The following is an 11,625-nucleotide window of genomic DNA, read 5'->3' as shown; positions in this document are numbered from 1 at the left end:
TATCAATCTACTGTCCGGCTCAGTTGATGTCAGCGGTCAGGCCAGATGCAATGGTTTCAGAGGTGACGCGCAACAGATCCAGATAGGTGGGCACCGGACCATCCGCGGTGCTGAGGCTGTCGACATACAGCACCCCACCGTAGCTGGCGCCGGTTTCCCGCGCTACCTGTTTCGCTGGGTCCGTGTTGACGGTGCTCTCACAGAATACGGCGGTGATATTGTTGTCCCGTACGCCATCAATCACCTTGCGCACCTGTTGCGGCGTGCCGGTCTGATCGGCGTTCATCGGCCAGAGGTATAGTTCTTTCAGACCCAGATCCTTGGCCAGATAGCTGAACGCGCCTTCGCAGGACACCAGCCAGCGTTTATCCTCTGGCACTTCGGCGATCTGGTCTTTCAGCGGCTCAATGGTGGCGCGCAGCTGAGTTTTGTAGGCCTCGGCATTGGCCTTGTAGACCTCAGCATTGGCTGCATCATGTTCCGCGAAGGCGGCGGCGATGTTGTCGATATAGACAAGCGCATTATCCAGCCCCATCCAGGCATGAGGGTTTGCCTTGCCTTCATAGGACCCGCTAGCGATGGAAATCGGGTCGATCCCATCGGTCAGCGTCACCGACGGCTTTTCGCCCAGATTGGCGATGAACTGTTCAAACCACAGTTCCAGATTGAGGCCGTTCCACAGCACCAGATCCGCGTCATAGGCATGCACGATATCTTGGGGGGTGGGCTGATAGCCGTGGATTTCTGCCCCCGGTTTTGTGATCGAAACCACCTCTGCCGCGTCACCGGCGACGTTTTGAGCCATGTCAGACAGAACGGTGAAGGTGGTCACAACCTTCATCTTGTCAGCCATCGCAGGGCTGGCGATCAGCGCGGCAAGTGCGACAGAGGTGAAAAGGGACTTGGTCATTGCAGGTCTCCGGTCAGAGAGGGGGCGTTAAAGGCCAAGTAGTGCAATTGCGAACCATTCTCAAGAGTGACGTGGCGCGTTTTTGCGAATGGTTCTCAAAATGTGGATCATACGGGGATTTAATGTGAGTTATCCTCATGTTTGAGTTTATTATTATGAGGTATGTTTGGGGATGGGCGGCGAATAGACAGGCGGAACTGTTATTTTCCTAGCCAAGGCCCGTCCGATGTCCGCTCAATTGCCCCGCTCTGCCACCTTCGATGAAATTTTAGGCGCTGCCGCCCGCCGTATTCTGGTGATGGATGGGGCGATGGGCACGCAGATCCAGAAACTGGGTCTGGTGGAAGGTGACTTTAACGGTGATCACGCGGGACATGGTGCAGGCTGTGCCTGTCACGCGCATATCCACAGCGACACGCCCTTGATCGGTAACAACGACCTCTTGAACCTAACGCGGCCGGATGTGGTTGAGGATATCCATTACCAATACGCCCTTGCCGGTGCTGATATCGTCGAAACCAACACGTTTTCCGCCACCACCATTGCGCAGGCCGATTATGGCCAAGAGGCGCTGGTAGACGCGATCAACATCGAAGGCGCCCGTCTGGCGCGCCGTGCGATGGACCGTGCAGAGGCGGAGGATGGGCGCAAACGCTATGTGGCGGGCGCCATCGGGCCGACCAATCGCACGGCCTCAATCAGCCCTGATGTGAATAACCCCGGCTACCGCGCAGTGACATTCGACCAGCTGCGCGTGGCCTATGCTCAACAGGTGCGTGGGTTGTTAGAGGGGGGCTCCGATCTGTTGCTGATCGAAACCATCTTTGACACGCTGAACGCCAAGGCAGCGATTTTCGCCTGTGAGGAGGTGTTTGAAGAGCGCGGGCTGCGCTATCCGGTGATGATCTCTGGCACCATCACCGATCTGTCGGGGCGCACCCTGTCGGGGCAGACGCCCACCGCCTTCTGGCATTCGATCCGCCATGCGGCGCCGCTGACCGTTGGGCTGAACTGTGCGCTGGGGGCCGATGCCATGCGCGCCCATATGGCAGAGATTGCGGGTGTCGCGGATACCCTCACATGCGCCTACCCGAATGCGGGCCTGCCCAATGAGATGGGCGAATATGACGAAAGCCCCGAAGAGATGGCGCGTCAGATCGCCGGATTTGCCCGTGAGGGGCTGGTCAACGTGGTGGGGGGCTGCTGTGGATCGACCTATGACCATATCCGCGCAATCGCTCAGGCCGTTGAGGGCATTGCGCCCCGCACCCTGCCAACCCCCGCGCCATTGATGCGCCTGTCGGGGTTGGAACCGTTCACGCTTAGCAAAGACATCCCCTTCGTCAATGTCGGCGAACGTACAAACGTCACCGGCTCCGCCCGCTTCCGCAAGCTGATCACCAATGGTGATTATGCCACCGCGCTCGAGGTCGCGCGCCAACAGGTGGAAAACGGCGCGCAGATCATTGATGTGAACATGGATGAAGGGCTGATCGACAGTCAGGCCGCGATGGTGGAATTCCTGAACCTCATCGCCTCGGAACCCGATATTGCCCGTGTGCCCCTTATGATCGACAGCTCCAAGTGGGAGGTGATCGAGGCAGGCCTGCAGTGTGTGCAGGGCAAGGCGATTGTAAACTCCATCTCGCTCAAGGAAGGAGAGCAGGCATTTCTGCATCAGGCGCGTCTGTGCCACCGTTACGGCGCGGCTGTGGTTGTGATGGCCTTTGATGAAACGGGACAGGCCGACACAGCGGACCGCAAGGTCGAAATTTGTACGCGGGCCTATAACATCCTCACGGGGCAGGTGGGCTTCGCGCCCGAAGACATCATCTTTGATCCCAACGTCTTTGCCGTGGCCACGGGGATAGAGGAGCATGACAATTACGGCGTCGACTTCATCGAAGCCACGCGCCGCATCACCCGCGATGTGCCGCATGTGCATGTGTCTGGGGGGATCTCTAACCTGTCGTTCAGTTTCCGTGGGAATGAGGCAGTGCGCGAGGCGATGCACTCTGTCTTTCTCTTCCACGGTATTCAGGCGGGCGTGGATATGGGGATCGTCAACGCCGGTCAGCTGGCGGTCTATGATCAGATTGATCCCGAGCTGCGCGATGCCTGCGAGGATGTGGTGATGAACCGTCGTCGTGATGCCACCGAACGCCTGTTGGAACTGGCAGAGCGGTTCAAAGGGCAGGGGGGCAGTAAAGGCGCCGCAAAGGATATGACATGGCGCACATGGGATGTTGCCAAACGTCTGGAACATGCGCTGGTCAACGGGATCACCGATTTCATTGAGGAAGATACCGAAGAGGCCCGTCAAAGTGCCGAGCGTCCCCTGCATGTGATCGAAGGACCGCTGATGGCGGGGATGAATGTGGTGGGTGATCTGTTTGGCGCCGGAAAGATGTTCCTGCCCCAAGTGGTGAAATCCGCACGGGTGATGAAACAGGCGGTGGCTGTGCTGCTGCCCTATATGGATGCGGAAAAGGACGGCGCGGCCGAAAGTGCGGGTAAGGTGCTGATGGCGACGGTCAAAGGCGACGTGCACGATATTGGTAAGAACATCGTCGGTGTGGTGCTGGCCTGTAACAACTATGAAATCATCGACCTTGGCGTGATGGTCCCGGCGGAGAAGATCCTACAGGTCGCACGGGATGAGGGGGTGGATATCATCGGCCTCTCTGGTCTGATTACGCCGTCACTGGATGAAATGGTACATGTCGCCAGTGAGATGCAGCGCGCAGGCATGACCCAGCCGTTGCTGATCGGCGGCGCCACCACCTCCAAGGTGCATACAGCGGTGAAAATCCATCCTAGTCTGGAGAGTGCGCAGGCGATCTATGTCACTGATGCCTCCCGCGCCGTAGGGGTGGTGTCTAACCTGCTGAGTGAGACGCAGAAGGGGGGCTATATCGAAGACGTCCGCAAGGAATACGCCGAGGTCGCCCAAAAACACGCCCGTGCCGAACTGGCCAAGAAGCGGATCAGCGTAGAGACAGCGCGTGATAACGCCTATCGCTGTGACTGGGGCAGCTATCAGCCCACGCCGCCTTCTTTCCTTGGCACCCGTACGTTTGACGATTGGGATCTCAGCGAGCTGGCGCGCTATATCGACTGGACGCCGTTTTTCCAGACGTGGGAAATGCGCGGGGTCTACCCAAAGATCCTGGAGGATGAAAAACAGGGGGAAGCCGCGCGTCAACTCTTTGCCGATGCGCAAACCATGCTGACCCGTATGGTGGATGAAAAGTGGCTGACGCCCAAGGCCGTCGTTGGTTTCTGGCCCGCCAATGCGCTGGGCGATGATATTCAGCTGTTCACCGACGATACCCGCACCACCCCCTTGGCGACCCTACACACCCTGCGCCAGCAAAGCACCAAACGCGCTGGGCGGCCGAACGTCGCACTGGCGGATTTCGTCGGCCCAGCGGGTGTGCCGGATTATGTGGGTGGGTTTGTTGTCACCTCTGGGGCCGAAGAGGATCGGATCGCCAAAGCGTTTGAGGAGGCGGGTGATGACTATTCGTCGATCATGGTCAAAGCGCTGGCCGATCGTTTGGCCGAAGCGTTTGCCGAACGTCTGCACGAAAAGGTCCGGCGCGAGCTGTGGGGCTATGCCGCAGATGAGGATCTGACCAACGCCGACCTGATCCGCGAAGTCTATGCAGGCATCCGCCCCGCACCGGGCTATCCGGCGCAACCCGACCATACGGAAAAGGCGACGCTGTTTGACCTGCTGGATGCAGAGGCAGCAACAGGTGTGGCACTGACCGATAGCTATGCAATGTGGCCGGGCGCCTCTGTCTCGGGCCTCTATCTGGCGCATCCTGACAGCTATTATTTCGGCGTTGCGAAGGTTGAGCGCGATCAGGTCGAAGATTATGCCATACGCAAGGGAATGGATCTGGCAGAGGCAGAACGCTGGTTGGCGCCGGTGTTGAACTATCAGCCGGTCGACTATGCGAAAGCAGCGGCGGAATGACCTGTCCGCCACTACCACCCTGCCTGCGCAGGGTGGTGCCAGACCCGAAGGTCTGAGTGGGGTCTTAAGTCTCCTCGGTGGAGAGGGTGGAACCTAGCGTTAAATCAGTCGGGGGCAAGTCAAAGGTGCTGTCGGAATGCATCTTTTGTGGCGCGGCTACGTTCGTCACGCGCTGGAAGGACGTAACGTAGGGACACCCGCGGGCGTGACCTACGGCCGGTTTGGTGGTTTGATGGGGCTGCAACAGAACGAACAGACAGGCGAGCCCACATGGCACATTTGAGCGGACACTGTACCTGCGGGGACATTCGATTTGTAACCGGCGCGCCTGTGATGCGGGCGCTGTGCCATTGCAATATCTGCAAGGCCTATCATGGTCGCGACTTTGCCGATTTCACCATCTTCCGCACCTCTGCCTTTCGCGAAGAGAGCACCGGCAGTGTGACCTATGAGGTGAAGAAACAACCGCCGCTGCTGAAACGTGGCACCTGTGACAATTGCGCGGCGCCTATTCTGGAACGGCTCACCATGCCCGGTTTGCCCAAGATGATGCTGATCCCAACCCGTTGGCTGACGGAGCAGGATCAGCTGCCAGAGCCGAGCTTTCATATGTTCTATGACCTGCGTGTTCAGGATGCGGCGGATGATCTGCCCAAGGCCAATGGTTATCTGGGAAGTCAGATCCTCTTTGCCCGCCACTTCCTGCCCGCAGTGCTAAGCGGTAAGGGCAAGAGCGCGGCCTAGGGCTGTTGTCATCCTGCGGTGACATCGCAGGGCAGGCGGTTAATCCGCCGCCGCCTCTGGCAGCATCACCGCGTATTTGGTTTTGAACACCTCGGGCATTTTCACCGGCCGCCCATTGGTCAGATTGGTGCTGACGTAATCGGTCTTGGCCCGCAGGATGGTCTTGCGATCCGACAGGCGCACCATCTGGAACCGACGGCTGCAGCGCAGGCGTCCGTCATTGCTGACAATCCAGTTGAACACCGCCACCTGATCGCCCAACCGTGCAGAGGCGATATAGTCGATCTCATGGCGCACGGCGGCCATGCCGCGTTCCATGTCCATGCAGGTTTTTTCATCCAGTCCCAGCAGGCGGGTATGGGCCCAGACGCAGGCATCCAGCCATTTCAGGTAGACGGCGTTGTTCACATGATCAAACCCATCCAGATCCGCCTGCGTTGCGGTGACCAATTGCCAGAAACTGCCGGGGTGATCGGCCAGTGCCTCAATCTCGGCATGGGTTAGGTCGGGTGTCGTTGTGTCACTCATCACATCAATCTCCACATCAGGCGGGGGTGGGTTCCAGCGTCGGTTCGCGTTTGAAAAAGCGCGGGAAGGTCTCTTCGATCAGCATCACGGCCAGCACAGCCCCCGCAGCGCCCGTAAGCGTCAGCGCAAAACGAGAGATCAGCGCCTGCATCGCAATGTCAGAGGCCATAGCCGTCACCGTTGTGGCCAACATGGTGGTGGTTGCGAACTGATAAACCATAGGCGGCATACGCCCGTGCATCACGCCCCAACCGAAGCCGACCCCGACAAGGGCCACGACGATGGCCATCACAGCGAAACTGGGAACGGTGGCGAAGATAACCAAAGCAGGCATCACCAAGGCCAACCCGATAACCGTGCCATGCAGGCGATCCTTGGCTTCGTTGATCATGGCACTGCGGCCGGGAAACACCAACGGGAACAATGCCGTCAGCGCAATAATCAGATCCTGTGGCGGCAGCACCAGATACAGCCAGAAACAGTAGGCCGTTGCCACACCCGCGCGCAGAACCGATCCCGCAAAGAGGCTTTGAGTGGCGGTTTGGGGACGGTCGTCATGAATGATCTTGGTTTTTGGCGGCAGCACCAGGTAAAGCAGCGTGACAATGATCGCGGCGGCGATGCTGTCGGTGATCAATTCATCCCGAATGACATGCAAAAAGGCGCGGTTCTGTAACGACATCACTGACAATAGGACAGTAATGATCGCGATGATGAAGCCCAGATTGTTACCGCGCTGACGGGCCAGATGAATGCCGCCCAGCAACAGGACAAAGGTGGTCAGGATCATGAGCCAGGGAATTTCCCGCGTCACAGCAAAGATCCACGACAACACCAGCGTCAGGATCGGCGCCGCTATGCCAAGGCCGATGATCTTGCCGATGTTAAACGCCCCCCGCAGCCCGAGAACAAAGGCGGCGGGCAACGCCAGCGTCAGCGCAGGCATCTGGGTGTCCAATACCTGAATAGCCGCAAACATCGCTGCACACAGCGCACCTACGCGCAGCGGAAACAGCGGGTCATCTTCGGCGCGGGGGCGCGGGGCGACATACATGCTGCGGCCTCAGTACAGGTAGCTGAGGGTGCTGCGCACGCGCTGGAACATGCTGGCCAGGCCACTGATTATGCCGTTTTCGCCGGTGTGGATCACAACGTCGGCCTTGCCGCCCAAACGCAGCGGGTAGTCCATCACCAGCGGCAGGGCCGCCAGATCAATGCGCACTGGAATACGACGCGCCGGTTCGAACCATTCGGTCGGTGCGGTGCTGACGGGCAGGCCGCCGGCCTGACGCGGGGTGGCGTTGATGCCCCAGCCGATGCTGTCTAGCGTGCCCTCAAACACCTTGCCGGGGATCGCATCAAAGGCAATGGTCACTCGATCGCCGGATGTGACGTTGCCCAGCTGGTTTTCCCGCAGGTTGGCGGTGATCCAGATGTCTTCGGCGTCGATAAAGGTGATCACCGGCGTGCCCGCACCGACAAACTGACCGGGGGCCAGTTTCAGGTTGCTGATCGCCCCAAAAGAGGGGGCGGTGACCACGGTAGAGGCCAGATCATATTCCGCTTTTTCCAGCGCCAGACGTGCCGCTTTGACCTGCGGGTTGTTGGCAGCATCGCCCAGCTGTTGCTGGGCCGCTTCGGCCTGACTGACTGCCGCTTCTAGTGTTGCGCGGGCGGCGGTCAGGGCACGTTCTGCATCCTGACCACGTACTTCGGACACAACACCACGTTCGACCAGACGCATGGCGCGTTTCGTGTCGGCCTCTGTTTTTTCCAGATTGACGCGGGCCTGCGCTACCTGTGCCTGTGCGGCGGCAATGCGCGATGTGCTGGCCTCGACCCCTTGCAGGGCGTTTTGCAACTGCACCCGCGCTGACTGTGCCGCCAAGCGGTAGGTTTCATCGTCGATATGGAACAGCGCATCGCCCTGCTGCACCAGTTGATTGTCCCGTACAAAGACCTGATCCGTTCGTCCCGGCACACGTGGGGCGATTTGGATCACCTGCGCGGTGACCGTGCTGCGGCTGGTCGAGGGGGCATAACGATCGGCCAGCGTATTCCAACCGACGATACCCACGGCGGCCAATACCAGCACACCAGAGGTGATTTTGACAATGACACCGCTGCTCTCGCGGTCTTGGCTGATTTCTTCGCTCATGTTTGCCCCTTGGGTCTTTGATGACTGCATACGAAATAATGACGTTACATTTCACCACATCGCCACAAATCTGTGACGCTTGGCGATTTCAGCGGGCTTATCGCGCGTTTCGGGCAAAGAGGTATGTCTTACGTTACGGCACACGGCGATCGGTCCGGGATAGAACCGCTCACAAATGCGTGACACCGCTGCTGGCGCAGTATCTGAACAGATACCCGTCACAGACGGACAGTTCTCATGCGGCCCATCTGCTCTCATGCGACTCATCTGCCGCATGAGATCCATGGTTGAGGCGTTTTGAGGCCCTTATGCGCGTTCGAAATGAAAGATAACGCGGACCACCTCGTTGGTTTCCAGCAGCTCTTCCATCTTTTCGCGCGCAGGGATGGTGCGGACAAGTTTGAAATTCGGCAAGGCCTCTTCCTGAAATTCAAACGGAAAGGCCCAGTTGCGATCGCCAAATCGAACTTGCTCTTTGGCAATTCGGGTGTCGAAACACAAAGTTGCACCGGGTTTGGAGGCGGCGCGGTCTAGCTGGTCAAAATAGGTGGCGCATTCATCGGGGTGAACGTGATAGGCGACGTTGCTGCTAAAGACGAAGTCCGCGCCAAAATCGACCGCTTGTTCCAGTTTGTCGGCGATGGTGCCCAATTCGGCCTGCCACTCTGTACCGATGATTTCGTTCACGCGCGGGCGACCCATGTCGATGAAATCCATCGTCAGATCCATGCCAAAGTAGTTCCCGCTGTTCAGCCAGCGGATGAAGTGCAGCCCGACGCGCAGGCTGCCGCAGCCCAGATCAATGACTTTGGTATCAGGTGTGAGGTCGAACCATTTGCAATATTTGTCGAATTCATCCTGGCCCGCTTCTTCGAAAGAGATAAGCTCCCCTTTGCGATAAAGATCCTTGCCCAGGGCCCCGTGAGCTTCTCCGTCGCGCAGGACTTCGGCCAGCTTTTCAACGTAATAGTCGGAAAATTTGGCGTTGGGGTGTTCAGCTTTGTAGTCTTCAAAATCCACAGGGGTTTTCCTTGGTTATGGGGCGGCGCAATGGCTCTTGCATCGTTTATAACGGACGATGGACACAATTGTTCAGCTATCTGCAGGCGGATGCGGTGTTGGGTCCGTCAGTGGCACTCATCCGTGTGTGGCGCAAGGCGGCAGAACTGTTATCTGTCGATCACGCGGACTGCCCACCAGCCCGCACATCGGGCTGCCCCCTGTCCCCCCACGCCAGATATGCTAAACCGTGCTGCACTCGAATCGAGGGAAGAGACCCGCGCCTGAAAGCAGGAACTGACTGCTCAGCCCCCAGTGTTTGAGTTGAGATGGAGTGAACACCTTGGCCAAAGACCTGAACACAGCCGCACGCCTGTCCGTGGCACCGATGATGGATTGGACGGACCGCCACTGCCGGTATTTGCATCGGTTGTTGTCGCGGGAGACGTTGCTTTACACCGAAATGGTCACTGCACCTGCGTTGGTGCGGGGGGGGGCGGTGCATTTGTTGGACTTCAACGAAGAAGAACATCCTGTGGCCCTGCAATTGGGGGGATCTGATCCGGCAGAGCTCGCTCAGGCGGCAAAGCTGTCCGAGGAACGCGGCTATGATGAGGTGAACCTGAACTGTGGCTGTCCCAGCGATCGGGTGCAGTCAGGTACATTCGGTGCTGTATTGATGCGTCAGCCCACGTTGGTGGCCGACTGTGTGAAGGCGATGCAGGATGCGGTGTCTGTTGAGGTGACGGTGAAATGTCGCATTGGTGTGGATGACCAAGATCCGCATGAGGTTCTGCCGGCGTTTCTTGAAGAAGTGTCTGCAACAGGCTGTAATCGCTTCACTATTCATGCGCGCAAGGCGTGGCTTCAGGGGCTTAGTCCGAAGGAAAACCGCGATATTCCGCCGCTGGATTACGATCTGGTGCACGCGATGAAGGCGCGGTTCCCGGAGTTGCACTTGTCCTTGAATGGCGGCGTTACCTCGCTGGCAGAGGCGCAGGTGCATCTGGATCGGGGGCTGGACGGTGTCATGATTGGCAGGTCGGCCTACCATCAGCCAGCCGATATCCTGTGCGCTGCAGACCCACAAATCTATGGCACGGGTGAGGTCACAGACCCCGTCACCGTCGTGCATCAGATGCTGCCCTACATTGAGAACCACGTGTCGGCTGGTGGCAAGCTGGGGCAGGTGACGCGGCATATGCTGGGGCTCTTCGCAGGGAAGCCCGGGGCGCGCCAATGGCGCCGTATTCTGTCGGAAAACGCCCATAAACCCGGTGCAGGCCCCGATCTGGTGGTTGAGGCCCTCGCGGCTGTGACCGGCGCGGCTGAGGCGGCAGAACGTCAGGCAGTGTAAACGCGCCCGCCCGCCTGTTTCCCAAACTGCTGGTTTCGCACTGGTCATTGACGACAGTGGCGCTATCTTGGCGCCCGTTGTGCCGTGGATAGAGGCGGGCTGATCAAGGGGACGGGGATGCCGGAAATTGAATTGTTGCTGATGATGCTGGGCCTGTTGATGGCCATTGGGGCAATCGCGGGCGTGCTTGCCGGCCTGTTAGGGGTCGGTGGTGGCATCGTACTTGTGCCTTCTTATTTCTATGCGTTTCAGACGCTTGGCTATGATGGTCCTCAGCTCATGCAGATGTGTTTGGCGACCTCACTGGCGACGATCATCGTGACCTCTTTGCGGTCTGTGCATAGCCACAACAAAAAGGGCGCGGTGGAATGGTCGATCCTGCGCGGTTGGGGGCCGGGGATCGTGGTTGGTGCGATTGTTGGCGTTCTGGTGGCCGCATCGTTGCGCTCTGCCACGCTTCAGGGAATTTTTGGTGTGCTGGCCTTGGTGATTGGTGCCTACATGGGGTTGGGACGCAGTGAATGGCGGTTGGGCCAACAGATGCCACGCGGGATTGCCCGTCTGGTGATTTCGCCCATGGTCGGGTTCCTGTCTGTGCTAATGGGGATCGGGGGTGGCAGTTTTGGTGTGCCGTTGATGACCCTCTTTGCTACGCCAATTCACCGTGCGGTGGCAACGGCTGCGGGCTTTGGTGTGATTATTGCCGTGCCTGCCGTGATCGGGTTCCTGTTTGTATCGATTGATCCGGCACAACGGCCGCCGATGACCCTTGGGGCGGTCAATCTGGTGGCGTTTGCGATCACGATTGCGATGACATTGATGACCACACCACTTGGCGTGAAACTGGCGCATGCCATGGATCCGAAACCACTAAAACGTGTGTTTGCGGTTTTTCTTACGTTGGTTGCGCTGAACATGCTGCGCAAAGCATTTGGTCTTTGAGC

At 58.6% G+C, this 11,625-nt stretch carries 9 protein-coding genes; 4 read left to right on the top strand and 5 right to left on the bottom strand.

Annotated elements, in window-relative coordinates; all coding sequences use genetic code 11:
* Positions 1–19 precede the first annotated feature (19 nt).
* Positions 20–910: a metal ABC transporter substrate-binding protein gene (locus TM5383_RS10470; protein WP_058318988.1), complete on the bottom strand. Its 891-nt coding sequence runs from the start codon at positions 908–910 to the stop codon at positions 20–22.
* 226 nt (positions 911–1,136) lie between these two features.
* Between TM5383_RS10470 and metH the strand changes: the two genes are divergently transcribed.
* Together metH and TM5383_RS10460 are read left to right on the top strand one after the other, a co-directional pair.
* Positions 1,137–4,895, top strand: a complete 3,759-nt coding sequence (metH, locus tag TM5383_RS10465; protein WP_058318987.1) for a methionine synthase — start codon at positions 1,137–1,139, stop codon at positions 4,893–4,895.
* 270 nt (positions 4,896–5,165) lie between these two features.
* Entirely contained in the window at positions 5,166–5,639 is a 474-nt protein-coding gene (locus TM5383_RS10460) for a GFA family protein (protein WP_058318986.1), read from the top strand.
* 39 nt (positions 5,640–5,678) lie between these two features.
* Here TM5383_RS10460 and TM5383_RS10455 read toward each other — a convergent pair whose 3' ends face one another.
* From TM5383_RS10455 to TM5383_RS10440, 4 genes are all read right to left on the bottom strand, one after another.
* Positions 5,679–6,167, bottom strand: coding sequence for an acyl-CoA thioesterase (locus tag TM5383_RS10455; RefSeq protein WP_082645461.1), 489 nt, complete (start codon positions 6,165–6,167; stop codon positions 5,679–5,681).
* A gap of 16 nt (positions 6,168–6,183) precedes the next feature.
* Positions 6,184–7,221 carry an FUSC family protein gene (locus tag TM5383_RS10450; RefSeq protein WP_058318985.1) on the bottom strand — a complete coding sequence of 346 codons (1,038 nt, stop codon included), beginning with the start codon at positions 7,219–7,221 and terminating at the stop codon, positions 6,184–6,186.
* A 9-nt stretch (positions 7,222–7,230) separates the two neighbouring features.
* Positions 7,231–8,325, bottom strand: a complete 1,095-nt coding sequence (locus tag TM5383_RS10445; protein WP_058318984.1) for an HlyD family secretion protein — start codon at positions 8,323–8,325, stop codon at positions 7,231–7,233.
* Positions 8,326–8,631: 306 nt separating this feature from the next.
* Entirely contained in the window at positions 8,632–9,345 is a 714-nt protein-coding gene (locus tag TM5383_RS10440) for an SAM-dependent methyltransferase (RefSeq protein WP_058318983.1), read from the bottom strand.
* Between the two features lie 322 nt (positions 9,346–9,667).
* Between TM5383_RS10440 and dusA the strand changes: the two genes are divergently transcribed.
* Positions 9,668–10,681 (top strand): tRNA dihydrouridine(20/20a) synthase DusA, encoded by a 1,014-nt coding sequence (gene dusA / locus TM5383_RS10435; protein ID WP_076400025.1) that lies wholly within the window; start codon positions 9,668–9,670, stop codon positions 10,679–10,681.
* Between the two features lie 117 nt (positions 10,682–10,798).
* Complete coding sequence (locus TM5383_RS10430) at positions 10,799–11,623, top strand: sulfite exporter TauE/SafE family protein (RefSeq protein WP_058318982.1); 825 nt, start codon at positions 10,799–10,801, stop codon at positions 11,621–11,623.
* The last annotated feature ends 2 nt before the right edge of the window (positions 11,624–11,625 follow it).

The sequence above is a fragment of the Thalassovita mediterranea genome, assembly GCF_001458435.1.
In the GTDB taxonomy this organism is placed as follows: Bacteria; Pseudomonadota; Alphaproteobacteria; order Rhodobacterales; family Rhodobacteraceae; genus Thalassobius; species Thalassobius mediterraneus.
The sequence above is the reverse complement of the archived record's forward strand: the minus strand, read 5'-3'. Positions and strand labels throughout refer to the sequence as shown.